Annotated in this window: 15 protein-coding genes; 9 read left to right on the plus strand and 6 right to left on the minus strand. The window is 23.0% G+C overall.

The window, feature by feature from the left end:
• The first annotated feature begins 18 nt into the window (after positions 1 to 18).
• Positions 19 to 1,305, plus strand: a complete 1,287-nt coding sequence (bioA, locus tag AB4W62_RS01235) for an adenosylmethionine--8-amino-7-oxononanoate transaminase (RefSeq protein ID WP_367680129.1) — start codon at positions 19 to 21, stop codon at positions 1,303 to 1,305.
• Positions 1,306 to 1,369: 64 nt separating this feature from the next.
• On the opposite strand, the gene AB4W62_RS01240 is transcribed toward bioA, so the two are convergent.
• Entirely contained in the window at positions 1,370 to 2,365 is a 996-nt protein-coding gene (locus AB4W62_RS01240; RefSeq protein WP_367679691.1) for a beta-propeller fold lactonase family protein, read from the minus strand.
• A gap of 125 nt (positions 2,366 to 2,490) precedes the next feature.
• A complete protein-coding gene (gene mfd, locus AB4W62_RS01245) occupies positions 2,491 to 4,554 on the minus strand; it encodes a transcription-repair coupling factor (RefSeq protein ID WP_367679692.1) in 2,064 nt (687 codons plus the stop codon).
• Between the two features lie 500 nt (positions 4,555 to 5,054).
• Here mfd and gap point away from each other — a divergent pair, with 500 nt between their 5' ends.
• Both gap and AB4W62_RS01255 read left to right on the plus strand, forming a co-directional pair.
• Positions 5,055 to 6,059: a type I glyceraldehyde-3-phosphate dehydrogenase gene (gene gap, locus AB4W62_RS01250; RefSeq protein ID WP_367679693.1), complete on the plus strand. Its 1,005-nt coding sequence runs from the start codon at positions 5,055 to 5,057 to the stop codon at positions 6,057 to 6,059.
• A gap of 150 nt (positions 6,060 to 6,209) precedes the next feature.
• The gene (locus AB4W62_RS01255; RefSeq protein ID WP_367679694.1) at positions 6,210 to 6,686 is read left to right on the plus strand and encodes an Hsp20 family protein; all 477 of its coding nucleotides are present in this window, start codon (positions 6,210 to 6,212) and stop codon (positions 6,684 to 6,686) included.
• A gap of 58 nt (positions 6,687 to 6,744) precedes the next feature.
• Here AB4W62_RS01255 and queF read toward each other — a convergent pair whose 3' ends face one another.
• Positions 6,745 to 7,518, minus strand: a complete 774-nt coding sequence (gene queF / locus AB4W62_RS01260; protein WP_367679695.1) for an NADPH-dependent 7-cyano-7-deazaguanine reductase QueF — start codon at positions 7,516 to 7,518, stop codon at positions 6,745 to 6,747.
• Positions 7,519 to 7,551: 33 nt separating this feature from the next.
• The gene (gene fldA / locus AB4W62_RS01265) at positions 7,552 to 8,073 is read right to left on the minus strand and encodes a flavodoxin FldA (protein WP_367679696.1); all 522 of its coding nucleotides are present in this window, start codon (positions 8,071 to 8,073) and stop codon (positions 7,552 to 7,554) included.
• A 202-nt stretch (positions 8,074 to 8,275) separates the two neighbouring features.
• On the opposite strand from fldA, the gene phrB reads away from it, so the two are divergent.
• From phrB to pfkA, 6 genes are all read left to right on the plus strand, one after another.
• A complete protein-coding gene (gene phrB, locus AB4W62_RS01270) occupies positions 8,276 to 9,712 on the plus strand; it encodes a deoxyribodipyrimidine photo-lyase (RefSeq protein WP_367679697.1) in 1,437 nt (478 codons plus the stop codon).
• 21 nt (positions 9,713 to 9,733) lie between these two features.
• Positions 9,734 to 10,477, plus strand: a complete 744-nt coding sequence (locus tag AB4W62_RS01275; protein ID WP_367679698.1) for a Nif3-like dinuclear metal center hexameric protein — start codon at positions 9,734 to 9,736, stop codon at positions 10,475 to 10,477.
• A 140-nt stretch (positions 10,478 to 10,617) separates the two neighbouring features.
• Complete coding sequence (locus tag AB4W62_RS01280; RefSeq protein ID WP_367679699.1) at positions 10,618 to 13,389, plus strand: 2-oxoglutarate dehydrogenase E1 component; 2,772 nt, start codon at positions 10,618 to 10,620, stop codon at positions 13,387 to 13,389.
• Between the two features lie 17 nt (positions 13,390 to 13,406).
• Positions 13,407 to 14,600, plus strand: coding sequence for a dihydrolipoyllysine-residue succinyltransferase (sucB, locus tag AB4W62_RS01285; protein WP_367679700.1), 1,194 nt, complete (start codon positions 13,407 to 13,409; stop codon positions 14,598 to 14,600).
• A gap of 151 nt (positions 14,601 to 14,751) precedes the next feature.
• Positions 14,752 to 15,450 carry a 2,3-diphosphoglycerate-dependent phosphoglycerate mutase gene (gene gpmA / locus AB4W62_RS01290; protein WP_367679701.1) on the plus strand — a complete coding sequence of 233 codons (699 nt, stop codon included), beginning with the start codon at positions 14,752 to 14,754 and terminating at the stop codon, positions 15,448 to 15,450.
• 218 nt (positions 15,451 to 15,668) lie between these two features.
• Entirely contained in the window at positions 15,669 to 16,634 is a 966-nt protein-coding gene (pfkA, locus tag AB4W62_RS01295; protein WP_367679702.1) for a 6-phosphofructokinase, read from the plus strand.
• A 51-nt stretch (positions 16,635 to 16,685) separates the two neighbouring features.
• Here pfkA and tpiA read toward each other — a convergent pair whose 3' ends face one another.
• Together tpiA and rpsA are read right to left on the minus strand one after the other, a co-directional pair.
• Positions 16,686 to 17,441 (minus strand): triose-phosphate isomerase, encoded by a 756-nt coding sequence (tpiA, locus tag AB4W62_RS01300; RefSeq protein WP_367679703.1) that lies wholly within the window; start codon positions 17,439 to 17,441, stop codon positions 16,686 to 16,688.
• A 116-nt stretch (positions 17,442 to 17,557) separates the two neighbouring features.
• Positions 17,558 to 19,237, minus strand: coding sequence for a 30S ribosomal protein S1 (rpsA, locus tag AB4W62_RS01305; protein ID WP_367679704.1), 1,680 nt, complete (start codon positions 19,235 to 19,237; stop codon positions 17,558 to 17,560).
• Positions 19,238 to 19,296: the final 59 nt, after the last annotated feature.

Raw genomic sequence — 19,296 nt, forward strand, 5'->3', positions numbered from 1 at the left:
GTTTTTTATATATTCGAAATGAATAAAAATGATTTAATTTTTAATTCAAAGCATATTTGGCACCCTTATGATTCAATGGAAAATCCATTACCTTGTTATCCTATAATTTCTGCTAAAGGAATATTTTTAACATTAAGCAATGGAAAAAAATTAATCGATGGGATGTCTTCTTGGTGGGCAACCATACATGGTTATAATAATCCTCGTTTAAATAACGCATTAAAAAATCAAATAAAAAATGTTTCTCACATTATGTTTGGAGGAATTATTCATCCTGCAGCAATATCATTATGTAAAAAATTAATTTCTATGACCGATAAAAAACTAGAACATGTCTTTCTAGCTGATTCCGGATCTGTTGCTATTGAAATAGCTATGAAAATAGCGTTACAATACTGGAAAAAAAAGGATTTTGAAAAAAAGTTTTTTCTTACTATTAAAAATGGGTATCATGGAGATACATTTTCAGCAATGTCTGTTTCTGATCCTACAAACTCGATGCATCAACTATATAGAAACTATTTACCTACTCATTTTTTTGCAGATTCTCCTAAATCAAAATTTGGGAAAAAATGGAAAAAAAATGATATTAATTCTTTTGAAAATTTAATAAAAAAAAATTTTAAAAAAATAGCTGCTGTTATTTTAGAGCCTATAGTGCAGGGTGCTGGTGGAATGAAATTTTATCATCCAAAATATTTAAAAAAAGTTAGATCATTTTGCACTGATTATAAAATACCATTAATTTTAGATGAAATAGCTACTGGATTTGGAAGAACCGGAAAGTTATTTGCTTATGAACATGCCAATATTTCTCCTGATATTTTATGTTTAGGAAAAGCAATGACAGGAGGCACCTTAACTTTATCGGCTGTTCTAACCACTAAAAAAATTTCCAAAAAAATTAGTAATAATCATCCAGGACATTTAATGCATGGACCGACATTTATGGCAAATCCATTAGCATGCGCTGTGGCTACAGAAAATTTAAGTATATTACAAGAAAATAAATGGAAAAAACAAGTTTCTAATATTAATAAAATTTTTTCTAAATATTTATTTGCGATAAAAAATCATCCTATGGTGTATGATGTTCGTATACTAGGTGCAATAGCTGTAATTGATTGCAAAAAAGAGATAAACATTAAAAAAATTCAATATTTTTTTGTTCAAAACGGAGTTTGGATCAGACCATTTAAAAAATTAATATATATTATGCCGGCTTATATTATTGATGAAAGATCGTTAAAAAAACTTATTTCCGTTATGATAGAATCATTAAATAGTCGCTTTTTTTTTATTTAAAAATATTTTTAATGCAAAATTAAATATTTTTTAAATTTTTAAATTTTCTATAGCAAAAAAATTTTTATTTATACATAGTTTCTATCCAAATAGGTCCTTTTCCTATTAAAATAGATTTTTCTTTATGAAGATATCCTGTATCTGAAAGTATAGTATATATACTCATACAATTAGATTTTTGGCCGACAACAATTAATTTTTTATTTTTTTCATCGATATTAAAAGAGCGAGGTTGTTCTTCAGTATCAAAATGTTTTTTTAATTTTAGCAAACTTGTTTCTTTTTCTACCGAAAAAAGAGAAATAATATTTTTTGAACGATCAGAAGTATACAAAAAATTGTTAGTGGAATTTAAACGTATTTCAGAAGCCCATCGACTTCCAGTATAATTTTTAGGCAAACTATCTATATTTTGAACACACTTTATTTTTTTAATATCTTTATTTAGTTCCCAAACATTAACAGTACTATTAAGTTCATTAATTGAATATGCCATTTTTTTTTTATTATGAAATACCATATGTCGAGGACCAGAATTTTTATTTATTTTTATATAATGTAAAGATTTTTCTTTTAATCCTTGGTTTTTTTTGAAAGGATATAAATAAATTTTATCTTTTAAAAGAGCTGTAACAAATAAAGAATTAGTAAATAAATTAAGATGAGAAAAATGACAGCCATCTAAATTTGATATTTTTTGTATAAATTTTCCTGGAATATAAAAATTATCTAAGGGTACAACTACGAGACAGCCATACTTATATGAACTAATAAATAAAAAATTATAATCATCATCAGATGCAATATGATTAGGAGAAGCTGGTAATTTTGTTTGAGAAATTTCGGTTAAAGTACCATTAGAATTAATATTATATGTAATTAAACAATAATTTGGTCTAATTCCTACATAAAGTTTATTGATATCTTTAATAATTTTAATAGGTTGGGCTTCTCCTAATGTATTTATTCTTTGAATTAACTGAATAGAATGATTAGTTTTTAATCTCCATACTTCAATAGTTCTACTTTCAGGACAGGAAATATAAATATACAAGTTCATAAATGTTCCTTAATAAAAAACTTAAAAAATACAATTAAGTATTTATAAAATTAACTATAATTGATATATATAAATATATCAATATGTAATTAATATTTAATATTTATTTAAAATAATTTTTTTATTTATTTTACTGTATTTAAAATATTTTTTATCCAGTTCAAAAAATTTATATTTTTATCAAATTTTTTTTTAAAAAAAATCGATGTTTTTCCATTCATTTCCCAAGTTTCAGTTTCAGAATTTAATATTCTAAAAAAGTTTTCAATATCAATCGAATTCTTTTTAAAAAAATCGATTTTACCTTTTGGTTCAGAAAAAGTAATTCGTTTAATTCCAATTTTTTTTGCTATAAGACGAATTTTTTCAATTTTAAATAAATTTTTTACAACATTAGGAATAATCCCAAACTTTATAAATATCTTATTTTTTAAAATTTTTAATTCTTTTATAGTTTGACAATTAGAGATCTTTTTATAAAAAAATAAGCGAATATCTACATCTGAAATATATTTAGATGGTAAAAAAGCGGATATTTTTAAATCTATTTCTGGTTTAAAAGTAGTTATTCTCGATAATGAAAATTCACTTTTATTTTTTAAGTTCCAAATGGCATTTTTTAAAAATTTTGTATATAAGGAAATTCCAATTTTTTTTATATGTCCGCTTTGTTTTTTTCCTAATAACTCACCACTTCCTCTGATTTCAGAATCATAAGTAGATAAGGTTAGTCCTGCACCAAAATATTTTGAAGAAGAAATAACGGATAATCTTTTTTTAGCATTTTCTGTAATTTTTTTATAATCATATACTAATAACCAAGCATATCCCTGATAAAAAGATCTGCCTACTCTACCTCTTAATTGATGTAATTGTGACAATCCAAAATAATCTGCTTGTTCTACTATGATAGTATTAACATTTGTTATATTAATTCCAGTCTCAATAATTGTTGTACATACAAGAACATTAAATTTTTTATGAAAAAAATTTCTTATAATTTTTCTTATATCTTTTCCATTCATTTTTCCATGTCCCACGTCTATCATAGCTTCTGGGACTAATTTTTTTAGTTTATTTGCTATTTTATAAATATGTTTAACTTTGTTAAATAAATAATAAACTTGTCCTCCTCTATTAATTTCTTTAAGAATTATTCTTCTAATCAGTTTAGAATCATAATTTTTTACGAATGTTTTAACAGCTAGCCTTCTATTAGGAGGAGTATTAATAATAGAAATATCTTTAATTCCATTCATAGACATGTTCAATGTTCTAGGTATAGGAGTTGCTGTTAAAGTTAATATATCAATATTTATATTAAATTTTTTAATTAGTTCTTTTTGTTTTACACCAAATCTATGTTCTTCATCGACAATTAATAATCCTAAATTATGCCATTTTATTTTTTTAAATAAAATTTTGTGAGTACTTATTAATATATTTATTTTTCCATTTTGAATTTGAAGAATAGTTTCTTTTTCTTTTTTACAAAATCTTGAAAAAACAGAAATTTTTGTTGAAAAATCTTTAAATCTTTCCTCAAAAGAAAAAAAATGTTGTTGTGATAATAAAGTTGTAGGAACTAAAATAAGTACTTGTTTCTTATTGCATATTGATACAAAAGCAGCTCTCATTGCAATTTCTGTTTTTCCAAATCCTACATCTCCACAGACAAGCCTATCCATTGGAATTGACTTAGACATATCTTTTAATACAGAATCAATAGCATTTTGTTGGTCAGGTGTTGTTTTAAATAAGAAATTTCTGCAAAATTTTTTATATAAATCTATATTATTTTCAAATGAAAATCCTTTTTTTACTTTTCTTTTTGAATATATATCTAATAATATTATTGCTGTATCTTCAATATTTTTAATGGTTTTTTTTCTTTCTTTTTTCCAATTTTCATTTCCTAATTTATCTAAATCAACATTTTCTTTTTTAATTCCTCTATATTTTGAAATTAAATGTAAAGAGGCAATTGGTACATATAATTTTGTATTGTTAGCATAACCTAACATAATATATTCTGATTCAACCTCATTATTTTTTAAATTAATTAACCCTAAATATTTTCCTATACCATGCTCAAAATGTACAACAAGTTCATTTATTGAAAAAAAATTTTTTTTTTCTTTTTTGTTTTTGTCGTTAAAAATATCATCTAAATAAAATGATGGGGACATATTAAATAAACCGAAATTAAGTTTTAAAAAGAATAGAAATTCAATTTTAATAATTACTAATAATTAATATTATATCCTAATTATCTAGCAGATAACACTTTATAGATGCTATTTATATAATGTATAAATTATTTTTTAACTTTCAGTTATTTTTTAATAAAAATATATTGATATTTATCAAATATCTCTTTTTTTTAAAAAAAATACTTTTTGCGCATTGATAAACAATTTTTAATATTTTTTTTATTTTTATTTTTTAAATTTGGTGTAATATTTATATATAAAATTAGTTATAAAATCAAAAAGTAAGCTTAATAACAAAATTTATTTTCTAATAAAAAAAATTTTTTCTAAAAAAATAAAAATTTTCTTTTATTTTTAAAATAAAAAAAATAAATTTTATTTATCAAATATATAATATTGTATTAGTATACAAGTACTTTTAATAATTTTAATTAAAACTTGTTTTTAAATTATAATCCTAAATAAAGCGAAAAAATATGACTATTAAAATTGGAATTAACGGATTTGGTAGAATTGGTAGAATAGTATTTAGATTAGCTCAAGAACGTTCTGAAATTCAAGTAGTAGCAATAAATGATCTTGTTGATGTTAAATATTTAGCTTATTTACTCAAATATGATTCAACTCATGGTACATTTTATAAAAAAATAGAAGTTAAAGATGATTATTTATTTATAAATAAACAAAAAATTAGAGTTTTTTCAAAAAAAAATCCTGAAGATATAAATTGGGGTAAATTAGATGTAGATGTAGTAATAGAATCAACTGGTATTTTTTTAACTAAAGAAACAGCTTATAGACATATTTTGGGAGGAGCAAAAAAAGTTATTATTACTGGTCCTTCTAAAGATAAAACTCCTATGTTTGTTAAAGGTGTGAATTTTGATAAATATAAAGGAGAAAAAATAGTTTCTAATGCTTCTTGCACTACAAATTGTTTAGCACCCATAGCAAAAATTATTCATGAAAAATTTAATATTATCGAAGGTTTAATGACAACAATACATGCTACTACTGCTACACAAAAAACCGTAGATAGTCCTTCTATTAAGGATTGGAGAGGCGGTAGAGGAGCTTTACAAAATATTATACCTTCTTCTACAGGAGCTGCTAAAGCTGTAGGAAAAGTATTACCCGAACTACAAGGAAAATTAACTGGAATAGCGTTTAGAGTTCCTACTGCAAATGTATCGGTTGTCGATCTTACTATTAGATGTAAAATATCAGTAAGTTATTCCGAAATATGTAAAACTATAAAATCTGCATCAAAAAACGAAATGAAAGGCATTATTGGTTATACAAATGAAGAGCTAGTGTCTTCAGATTTTAATGGAAATAAATGTACCTCTATTTTTGATGAAAAAGCCGGATTAGCATTAAATAATAATTTTGTAAAATTAATTTCCTGGTATGATAATGAAACCGGTTATTCCAGTAAAGTATTAGATTTAGCCGTGCTAATAAACAGTAAAAATGTTTAATTAATAATTAGTATTAAAATAAATATTTTTTTTAAATACACTATTGAAAAATAAAAAATAAACACAATATTACTTAGTAGAATGTAAAATTCTATGAAAAATAATAAAAATTATAAATTTTATAAAAATGATATTTAAAGGGAGGATAAAATGTCTTATCATACTTTATCTTTAATACCATCATTTAATGAAAATATTTTTTCTGATAGATTTAATCAAATAGATAAAATGTTTAGCACTTTAACAGGAGAACAACCTATATCTAACTATCCCGTGTATAATTTAATTCAAAAAGACGAAAAAAAATATGAATTAGAAATCAGTATACCAGGATACTCTGAAAATGATTTAGATATCAGCATTCATAAAAATCAATTGAAAATTATCGGAAAACAAAAAAAATCTGTTTCTACTGATAAAAAAGAAAAGATTTTACATTATGGAATTAAAAAAAATAATTTTTCTTTAATTTTTAATTTAGATCACCATTTTGAAGTTAAAAAAGCAAATTTGAATTTAGGAATATTAAAGATAGTATTTGAATATGAAATTCCTGAAAAAGAAAAACCAAGAAAAATAAATATCGAAAGTAAAAATGAAAAAATTACAAAAAATATATCAAATTAAAAATTAATACTATTCGGTAATATTTACTATGCTATGTAACATAGCATAGTAAACAATTTTATTGTCTAACAAATCTTTTATATGAAGGAGAAAAAGCTTTATTACTTCTCCAAGGATTAATATCAATACCTCCTCTTCTGTTATATCTAGCATAAACTGTTAGTTCTATAGGATTACAAAAATCTATAATATCTGAAAAAATTTTTTCAACACAATCTTCATGAAATTTATTAGTGTTTCTAAACTTTATTAAATATATAAATAATGATTTCCTATTTATAGGAAATCCTTTATACGAAATTTCTATTGACGCCCAATCAGGTTGATTGGTAATTGGACAGTTAGATTTTAATAAATTACTATATAAAGACTCTTTTATTATTTCAGTTTTATTATTTATACATAAAATATTTTTATCTTTTAAATTATTAAAAAAATTAATTTTTTCATTATCTAGATTTACTCCATAAGGTTCTCTAATTAAATTAAAGTTTTCATGATTTAATCTAAATAAATTAACAACTATTTTTCCTTTAACTATTTTTTTTAAATCAGATTTAATTTTTTCCTTGAATTCTTTTTTTGAAAAGAAAGTTTTATTACTCAATTCATGTAGATAAAGTTTTAAACTTTTCGATTCTATCAAATTGATGCTTTTTGCATCAATTTCTACTATTCCTAAAGCTAATTGTGGAATACCTTTTAAATTTAACCATGATAATTCATATAAGTTCCAAATATCATATCCTATGAAAAAATTATTTTTTAAATTAAATTTTGTTTTTTTACGAACGTTTTCTCTTAAAATTCCCTTTAATATTTTTAAAGACATTATTTTTTCTCAATGAAGAATAATTATAAAAAATTATTTTTTTGCATTTTTTAATTTGATAATAAGGCTGTTAGTCCAAGTTAATACTCTTTTTTTAGTTAGGTTAGGTTGTCTATCTTCATCAATTGTTAAACCTAAAAAATATTCTTTATTTAATAAAGCTTTTGAAGATTCAAAAGAATAATTTTTTGTTGGCCATTTTCCAATTATTTTCCCTTTATTATTATTAACAATATCATATACAACACGCATTGCATCACAAAAATATTCTGCGTAATCTTCTTGATCCCCACAACCAAATAAAGCAATAGTTTTTTTTTCAAAGTTGATAGTTTTTAAAATTGGTAAAAAATCATCCCAATCAGATTGCATTTCTCCATAAAACCAAGTAGGTATGCCTAAAATTAGTGTTTTAAATGATTCCATTTCTTTTTTTTCACTATTTGCTATATCAAATAATTTTGCTTTTTCTTTTCCAAAATGATTAAAAATTAATTTAGCAACTAGTTCTGTATTACCTGTATCACTACCAAAAAAAATACCAATTTCTTTCATTTTTTTTCCTGTTTAAATATTTAATATTTATTTGAATTATCGAAAATTATTAATATAATTAATATTTTAAATTAATTAAAAAAATATTTTTATATTAAATATTATAAAAAGATTACATTCAAATTCAATTAAAATTTAATTTAGTTTAAAATATAAAAAATAAATTTTTTAAAATTTAAATTTAAAACAAGAAAAAGTAAATATGAATGTTAACTTAGTTTGGTTTAGAAACGATTTACGTATACACGATAATACTGCTTTATATCAAGCATGTAAGAATAAAATACAAAAAGTTATAGCTATTTTTATAGCTACTCCCAAACAATGGAATTCTCATTTTATGTCTTTTAAACAATCTTCTTTTATTTATAAACATTTAATTTTATTAGAAAAAAACTTAAATTTATTGGGTATTCCTTTTTTTTATTATGAAAAACCAAACTTCGATGCCTCGATTCCATTTTTAATCGAATTTTGTAAAAAAAAACATGTTAAAACATTATTTTTTAACAAACAATATGAAATAAATGAAAAAAATAGAGATAAAAAAATAAAAAAATTATTATGTTTAGAAAATATAAGTATGATTGGATATCATGATTCTATTATCGTATCACCAAAATTGATTTATAACTCCGAAAAAAAAAAATATATAAAATATACTCCTTTTAAAAATAAAGTTTTTAGTTATTTAGATAATAAAAAAATAAAATGTTTTCCAACTCCAGATATTTGTTTTAAACGAATAAAAGATACTTCTTCTAAAATTTCTTATTTTTCTTTTCCTAAAGAAGAATTTTCTACTAAACTTTTTCCTGTTGGAGAAGATCATGCTATTCAACAATTAAATACTTTTTTTAAAAAAAAATATTTTAATTATGCTTTAAATAGAAATTTTTTTGGATTAAATTCAACTAGCTTATTATCTCCTTACCTAAGTATTGGAATTTTGTCTCCTAGACAATGTTTAGCTAAAATATTTAAAGAAAAAATTTCTTTTAAAAATATTAATAATGATAAAATGACTTGGTTAAATGAGTTAATATGGAGAGAGTTTTATAAACATACATTGAACTCATACTCTTTAATTGGAAAAGAAGAATCTATTTTTTTTTGGGAAAAAAAAATAAAATGGAATAATAATAATCAATATTTTTCTTTTTGGAAAAAAGGGTTAACAGGTTATCCGATAATAGATGCTGCTATGAGGCAATTAAAAAAAATAGGTTGGATGCATAATAGATTAAGAATGATCACAGCTTCTTTTTTAACTAAAAATCTTTTAATAGATTGGAGAAAGGGTGCTAGATATTTTATGTCTCAATTGATTGATGGAGATTTTTCTTCTAATATTGGAGGATGGCAATGGACAGCTTCAGTAGGATTCGATTCTGTTCCTTACTTTAGGATTTTCAATCCAACAATACAAAGTAAGAAATTTGATCCTGAAGGAAAATTTATATATTCTTTTATTCCCGAGTTAAAAAAAGTACCTGTTAAATTTATACATAATCCAGAAGAATGGAAAGATAAAAAAGAAAATAATATTAATTATCCTAGTCCAATTGTTAATTACCAATTAACAAAAAAAAAATTTTGTGAAGAATTTAAAAAAGCTAAAAATAATAAAGAAAATTAAAAAAGAGGAGTTCTTTTAAAATTGTTAAATATAACTTTAGAAAAAATAATTAATAAAAAATTAAATAGTACAATAATTAAAGATTATTCTCCTAATGGATTACAAGTAGAAGGAAAAAAAAATATAAAAAAAATAGTTACTGGAGTAACAGCTTGCCAAGATTTATTAAATTTAGCCGTTAAAGAAAAAGCAGATGCAATTATTGTTCATCATGGTTATTTTTGGAATGGATCTCCTAGACCTATTACAGGAATTTTAAAGAAAAGAATTAAAACATTATTATGTAATGATATTAATTTATATAGTTGGCACCTTCCATTAGATATACACGAAAAAATAGGAAATAATAGGCAAATAGCAAACAAATTAGGTATAGAAATTATTGGTAATATACTACCTATAGTACCTTGGGGAAAATTTAAAAAAAAAATAACAGGACAAGAATTAAGAGAAAAAATTATAAATAAATATCATAGAATTCCTTTCTATTATGCACCTAATGAAAAAAAATATATAGATAAAATAGCTTGGTGTAGTGGGAAAGGACAAAAATTTTTAGAAGAAGCAGTAAAATTTGGAATAAATACATTTTTAACTGGAGAAATGTCTGAAGAAACTATTCATTTTGTTAAAGAAAACCAAATTCATTTTTTCTCTATAGGACATCATGTAAGCGAAATAGATGGAATAAAAGCTTTAACTAAATGGTTAAAAGAAAAATATGCGTTAAATGCTAAGTTTTTTAATATAGATAATCCGGTATAAATAAATTTCTTAATTTATAAAATTTTTAGAAAAAATCAATATATAAGAAAAATCTAAAAAAATTTATGAATACTGAAAGTAATAAAAGTTTTTTATGAACAAAAAAATATTTTTTATTTTTAGAACCTTAAGGAAATTTTATGAATAATGAACTTATAAAATCATGGGATGATTTTATTAATATGATAAATAGTAATCAATTTTATGTAGAAAATCTATATAAAAAATTTTTGAATAATCCAAGTTTGATAGATGAAAATTGGAAAAAAATATTTTTACAATTTTTTAAAAAAACAAAAAATAAAGATAATGTTTTTAATAAAAACTTTTTAAAAAAAAATGAATTTGAAAATAAAGAAATAAATAGTTTTTCTATTGAAATATTTAAATTAATTGATTCATTTAGAAGATATGGCCATCGATACGCTAAACTAGATCCTTTAAAAAATTCTCGAACAGAATTTAGCGAAGACATGAAATATTTTTATTATAAAAAAAACATAAATCAATTCGTTCAAAATAAAAATTTTTACTATTTAAATAATAGTAAAGAATATTCTTCTTTAAAAAATCTTTATATCGATTTAAAAAAAATATATTCCAATTCTATTGGAATTGAATATATGCACATTGAAAATGTCGAAGAAAGAAATTGGATACAAAAAAATGTTGAATCTATAGATAAAAGTTTTTTATTCGATACACATAAAAAAAAAGAAATTTTAAAATATTTAATTTCTGCTGAAAGCTTAGAAAAATACTTGAATATCAAATTTCCAGGAGTAAAAAGATTTTCTTTAGAAGGTTCAGAAACATTAATACCAATGCTATCCGAAATGATATTACAATCTAGTAAATTACATGTTTTAAAAATATTTTTAGGAATGGCACATAGAGGAAGAATAAATGTATTAGCTAATATTATTGGAAAAAAAATAAGGAATATTTTTTCTGAATTTTCTTCAAAAAATTTAGAAAGATCGTATAGTGGAGATGTAAAATACCATATGGGTTTTAAATCAAAGCTAAAAAAAATAAATGAAATTTTAATAGAATTAAAATTCAATCCTTCTCATTTAGAAATTATTTCTCCTGTTGTTCTTGGTTCTTCTAGAGCTTATTTGGATAAAAAAAAATTATTTAATAGTAATACAATTGTTCCAATAATTATTCATGGTGATGCTTCTATTACCGGACAAGGAGTAGTTCAGGAAACTTTGAACATGTCTCAAACGAGAGGGTATAGTGTTGGTGGAAGTATCCATATTATAATTAATAATCAAATAGGATTTACAACCTCTAATAGAAAAGATTTGCGATCTACTCAGTACTGTAGTGACATTGCCAAAATGATTCAATCACCAATATTTCATATTAATGCTGATGATCCAGAAGCGGCTATTTTTATATCTAAATTAGCTATAAAATATAGAAAAATATTTAAAAAAGATATTTTTATAGATTTAGTCTGTTACCGCAGATTTGGACATAATGAAATTGATGATCCTTCCGTAACACAACCTATTATGTATCAAAAAATAAAAAATCATAAAACAGTAAAAGAAATATATGAAAATAAATTAATACAAGAAAAAATAATACAATTAGATGAAATTGAACTCTTATCATCACAATATCGTAAAAAATTAGATATCGAATATGAAAAATATATTCATATAAAACCAAAAAAGAATATTTTTTTTCCAATAAAAATAAAAAAAGATATAAATTATTTAAATCACAAAAAAAATTTTTTTTCTGAAAAAATTAAAGACATAGCGATAAACATTTTTTCTATACCTAATACAATTAATTTACATAAAAAAATAAAAAATGTCTATAACGATAGATTAGATATGGCAAATGGAAAAAAAAAATTTGACTGGGGAGCTTCGGAATTATTAGCCTATGCCACTTTATTAAATCAAGGAATATCTTGTCGAATAACAGGAGAAGATGTTTCTAGAGGAACTTTTTTTCATAGACATGCTATTATTCATGATCAAAAAAATGGAGAAACTTACATTCCTTTAAAATCTTTTTCTAAATTTAAACAATCTAAATTTTATATTTGGGATTCTGTTTTATCGGAAGAAGCAGCTTTAGCTTTTGAATATGGATATAGTTCTACTAATCAAAAAATGCTAGTTGTATGGGAAGCACAATTTGGGGATTTTTCTAATGGCGCCCAAATAGTTATCGATCAATTTTTAAGTTCAAGCGAACAAAAATGGAATCAACAAAGCGGGTTGGTATTATTATTACCGCATGGATATGAAGGTCAAGGACCTGAACATTCTTCAGCAAGATTAGAACGTTTTTTACAATTATGCGCTCAAAAAAATATGCGGATTTCTATTCCTACAACTTCTGGACAAATGTATCACTTATTAATTGAACATGCTTATAATAAAAATAAAAAACCTTTAATTATTATTTCTCCAAAATCACTTTTAAGAAATCCATTAACTTTTTCTTCTTTAGAAAATCTTAAAAATGGAAATTTTAAAACAGTTATTTATGATACAAATCAAATTAAAAAGGAAAAAATAAATAAAATTATTTTTTGTTCTGGAAAAATATATTATGAACTATTAATTAATCAAATAAAAAACAAAAAAAATAATATTTTAATAGTTAGAATAGAAAATTTATACCCTTTTCCAAATAAGAAAATAATAAAAATATTTAAATCTTTAGATAAAATTGATGATATTATTTGGTGTCAAGAAGAACCAAAAAATCAAGGTTCATGGAATTACGTTAAAAGTTATTTTAAAAAAATAATGTTTAAAAATCAAAAAATAAGTTATGTGGGACGTTCTAAATCAGCTTCTCCAGCTACAGGATTTCTTTATATTCACCAAAAAGAACAACAAAAAATAATTTTTGATGCTCTAAATATAATTTAATAATAGTTAAGGAAAAAATGAAAAAAGTAGAAATATTAGTTCCTGATCTTCCAGAATCTGTTTTAAACGCTACTGTTGCTTCTTGGCATAAAAAAACTGGAGATGTTATTTTAAAAGATGAAATTTTAGTAGATATCGAAACCGATAAAGTAATATTGGAAATACCATCTTCTTATGAAGGAATTATTTCTAAAATTTTTGAAAAAGAAGGATCAATTGTAACATCAAAACAAATTTTAGGAGAAATTATTGAAAAAGAAAATAAAGAAAAAAAAATAAAAGAAAAAAGTAAATTAAATGAAGAAAATAAAAAGAAACATTTCAGTCCATCTTTAAGAAGATCTTTATCTTCTAAAAAAAATAATGTTTTAAAAAATGAAAGTTTTTCTTTATTAAAAAAAGAACATAAAAAAGAAAATTTTTATAATACGCAAAAAAATACTATTAATAACAAAAATAATAACGAAAGATTTCAATTAAAAGAAAATAAAATTGATTTAAATTCAAGCACCAGAAGTATAACAAGAAAAAGAATGAGTCCTTTAAGAAAATGTATTGCTGAACGTTTACTTATTGCTAAAAATTCTACGGCTATGTTAACAACTTTTAATGAAGTTAATATGCGCTCTATTATTAAATATAGAGAAAAATACGGTATTTTCTTTAAAAAAAAACATGGTATTAAATTAGGTTTAATGTCTTTTTTTATTAAATCAGTAGTAGAATGTTTAAAAAAATTTCCTTCAATTAATTCCTCTATTAAAGATGATGATTTAATACTGTTTAATTATTTTGATATTAATATTGCAGTTTCTACTGAAAGAGGCTTAATTACTCCTATTTTAAAAAATGCAAATAAAATGAGCATATCGAAAATAGAAAAAAAAATAAGATATTTTTCTGAACAAGGTAATAAAGGGAAATTAGATATTAAAGAACTTAAAAACGGAACTTTCACAATTACTAATGGAGGAGTTTTTGGATCTTTACTATCGACTCCTATTATTAATTTTCCTCAAGCAGCTATCTTAGGAATGCATACGATAAAAGATCGAGCAGTGGTAATAAACAATGAAATAAAAATAGCTCCTATGATGTATTTATCATTATCTTACGATCATAGAATTATAGACGGAAAAGAATCTATAAATTTTTTAAATTATTTAAAAGAAATGTTAGAAAACATATCAATGTTATTTTTAGAGCTTTAAAGAAAATTTTATTTTTAATAAATTTTACTATTATTTATTAATAAAAATATATTTTTAACAATTATTGTTAACTCTATTAATTTTGTTAAAAACAATTACTTGTTTAATAGAACTTAAAAAAAATTTTAAAACTACATACTAAGGAATTCTAATGAAAATTACAAAAATGGTTTTAATTCGTCATGGGGAAAGTCAATGGAATAAGTTGAATAGATTTACTGGTTGGCACGATATAGATTTATCTGAACAAGGTTTATTAGAAGCAAAAAAATCAGGACAATTATTAAAATCTAAAAAATTTTACTTCGATTATTGTTTTACATCTCTATTAAAAAGAGCCATTCATACATTATGGAATATTTTAATAGAACTGAATCAATCTTGGTTACCAACAAAAAAAACATGGCGTCTTAATGAAAGACATTATGGATCATTACAAGGTGTAAATAAATTAGAAACTATTTCAAAATATGGTGAAAAAGTTGTAGAACAATGGAGAAGAGGTTATGAAATTGTTCCTCCAAAACTAGAGAAAATTAATCAAATTTATTCAGGATATGATGAAAAATATAGAGAAATAAGTGATCTAGAAAAACCAATGTCTGAAAGTTTAAAAATGACAAAAGATAGAGTAATTCCTTTTTGGAATAAAGAAATATTTCCTAAAATAAAAAAAAATAAAACTGTTTTAATAGTAGCTCATGGTAACTCTTTAAGAGCATTGATGAAACATTTATCTAATATTAAAGATAACCAAATTATAAATTTAGATATTCCTACTGGAACTCCAATTGTTTATGAATTTGATGAAAAAATAATACCTATTAAATATTATTTTCTTAAAAAATAAAATTTAAAAAAATAAATAATATATATTTTTAAAATTATTTTTTTAATTTAAAAAATAATTTATATTATTTTTTTTTAGATAAAAGAAATTTTAAACTTCTTAAAATATTTTCCACATTATTTTATTAGAGTTACAAAAAATTTTTATTTTCAAAAAAATAAGTGTTATTTAAAAAATATAAAATTTTTATAAATAATTAAAACTATCTGGAGATAAAAATGATTAAGAGAATTGGTGTACTCACTAGTGGAGGAGATTCTCCAGGTATGAATGCAGCTATTCGAAGTGTTGTAAGGGCAGGAATTAGTGAAAAACTAGAAGTGTTTGGAATATATGACGGATTTTTAGGTTTATTTAAAAATAAAATGAAAAATTTAGATAGATATAGTGTTTCAGATATTATTAATAAAGGAGGAACTTTTTTAGGTTCATCAAGATTTCCTGAATTTTCTAAAAAAAATGTACGTTCTATTGCTATTTCAAATATGAAAAAAAATGGAATTGATGTTTTGGTAGTTATTGGAGGAGATGGATCATATATAGGGGCGAAATTAATTTCAGAAACAGGATTTCCATGTATTAGTTTACCTGCTACCATAGATAATGATATACCAGGAACAGATTATACAATAGGGTATTTTACAGCATTAGGAACAGTCGTTGAAGCTATAGATAGACTAAGAGATACTTCATCTTCTCATCAGAGAATTTCTATTGTAGAAATGATGGGTAGAACTTGCGGAGATTTAACTTTAGGAGCAGCAATAGCTGGAGGCTGTGAATTCATATTATTACCAGAATTAGAATATAAAAAAAAAGAATTATTATTAGAAATTAAAAGAGGCATTAAAAAAGGGAAAAAACATGCAATAGTCGCCATTACAGAATATATATGTGATGTAGAAAAATTAGCTAAATATATTGAAAAAGAAACTGGAAGAGAAACAAGAGCTACTATTTTAGGACATATTCAAAGAGGAGGTTCTCCTGTAGTATATGATAGAATTTTAGCTTCTCGTATGGGAGCGTACTCTATTGAACTATTATTACAAGGAAATAGTAATGGAAGGTGTATTGGTATACAAAATGAAAAAATGGTTAATCATGATATAATTGATGCTTTAAAACATATGAGACGTCCTTTCAAAAAAGATTGGTTAGAAACCGCTAAAAAATTATTTTAAAAAATGGTGCCGGGTAAACCGGCCTATTTTTATAAAAAATATATGTATTTATCAAATTTTCTTTAAAATATTTAAAAAAATATCAAAATTTAAACAGGCTGTTCCTACTAAAAATCCGTCTATATCTTTTTCTTTACAAAAAAAATGAATATTATTTTCATTGACAGAACCACCATATAATAAATAAAAATCTTCTAAAAAAGAAGAGCTTTTTTCTTTAATATATGTACGTAATGTACTTAAAATAAATTGCACTTCTTTAGGATTAGCAGAATTTCCTGAACCAATAGACCAAATAGGTTCGTAAGCAATAATAGTATTATAAAATGCTTTTTTTCCAACTAATTCAAAAATAATATCTATTTGTTTTTTACAAATTTCTATGGTTTTATTATCTTTTTTTTCTTCTATGGTTTCTCCTATGCATAAAATAGGAATTAAATTTTGTTTTTTTAATAAATTAAATTTTTCAGCAATTAGGTATTCATTTTCATTATGAAAATTTCTTCTTTCAGAATGACCAATAATTACGTGAGTTACCAACATATCTTTTAACATTAACGCTGATATTTCTCCTGTAAAAGCCCCGGAAACATGTATATCAACATTTTGAGCGCTTAAATTAATCCATTGATTTTCTTTTATAATTTCTCTAAATTTATATAAATAAATATGAGAAGGAGCTATGTTAAGCTTGCATTTTTGTTTAAAAACTTTTTTATTTTTTTTTAAAAAATTTAATAATGTAGAAAAAATTTTTTTATTTCCATTTAATTTCCAATTAGCTATTATTAAGGGCAAATTCATATAATTAATACTCCTAAAATATTATAATTACATTTCTGAAGTACATCAGTACTCCAGAAATTTTTTTTTATAAAATTAATATATTTTTATATATATTTTTCATATTTAAATAAAATTTATTCGCTATTCTTTGCTGCTTTAAAAGCTTCAAACATAACATTAGAAAAATTTTCATCTTTCAATTTAGGTTTCTTTATATTATTTATCTTTTTTTCTTTGTTTTTTTCTTTTTCTTGAAATGAAAGATAAATAATTCGATTTTTTCTATCAATATTATTAATTTTTACTGTTATTATATTACCTACTTTAAAGAAATTATTGTATTTATTTTTTTTAAATATTTCTGAGACTTCAGAAATTTTAATAATTCCTTCCAAACCATTTTCTAAACTAACCAATATACTTTTAGTATCAGTTGAAATTATTTTTCCAGAAATTATTGTATTTTTTTTATTAGAATTAATAAATTGGTTTAAAGGATCTTCTTGTAATTGTTTAATTCCTAAAGAAATTCTTTCTCTTTCAGAATCAACTTGTAATACAACAGCTTTAATTTCATCAGTTTTTTTATATTTTTGAACCGCTATTTCCCCAGGAATTGTCCAAGAAATATCTGATAAATGTACTAAACCATCAATACCGCCTTTTAAACCTATAAAAATTCCAAAATCAGTAATAGATTTAATTTTTCCAATAACATGACATCCTTTCTGATGAGTTTCTGAAAATTCTTTCCAAGGATTTAAAGTACATTGTTTTAATCCTAACGAAATTCTTCTTCTTTCTTCATCAATATCTAATACCATAACTTCTACAGTATTATTAATATTTACAACTTTAGAAGGATGAATATTTTTATTTGTCCAATCCATTTCTGAAACATGAACTAATCCTTCAACTCCCTCTTTAATTTCTACAAAACATCCATAATCCGTTAAATTTGTTACTCTTCCGGTTAATTTAGTGCCTTCTGGATATTTTTTAGCAATCTCTATCCAAGGATCTTTCCCTAATTGTTTTAATCCTAATGAAACTCTAATTTTTTCTCGATCAAATTTTAAAATTGTTACTAAAATATCATCTCCTACACTAACTATTTCACTAGGGTGTTTTACTCTTTTCCATGCCATATCAGTAATATGTAATAATCCATCTACTCCACCTAAATCTACAAAAGCTCCATAATCAGTTAAGTTTTTAACGATTCCTTTAACAGTAGCTCCTTCTTTAAGACTTTCTAACAATTGATCTCTTTCAGCACTGTTTTCTGATTCAATAACAGCTCTACGAGAAACCACTACATTATTTCTTTTTTGATCTAGTTTAATCACTTTAAATTCTAATTCTTTCCCTTCAAAATGAATACTATCTCTAATCGGACGAACATCTACTAATGAACCGGGTAAAAATGCTCGAATATCATTTAATTCAACTGTAAATCCACCTTTTACTTTTCCATTTATTATTCCAATTATTGTTTCTGAATTTTCATAAGCTTTTTCTAATAAAATCCATGCTTCATGTCGTTTTGCTTTTTCCCTAGAAAGCAATGTTTCTCCAAATCCATCTTCTATAGCATCTAATGCTACATCGACAATTTCACCTACAGAAATTTCTACTTTTCCTTTAGAATTTTTAAATTGTTCTATTGGAATAACAGATTCAGATTTTAACCCTGCATCTACTAATACCATATCTTTATTAATTGAAATAATAGTTCCTTGAATAATTGATCCAGGTCGAGTTTTAATCTCTCTTAGAGATTCTTCAAATAATTGTGAAAAAGATTCTGTCATATTAATGGTTCTTTAGAAAATTCATTTTAAATTTTTAATTAAAATCCTATTAATTAAAT

The organism is Buchnera aphidicola (Mindarus abietinus) (genome assembly GCF_964059085.1).
Taxonomy (GTDB): Bacteria; Pseudomonadota; Gammaproteobacteria; order Enterobacterales; family Enterobacteriaceae; genus Buchnera_A; species Buchnera_A aphidicola_C.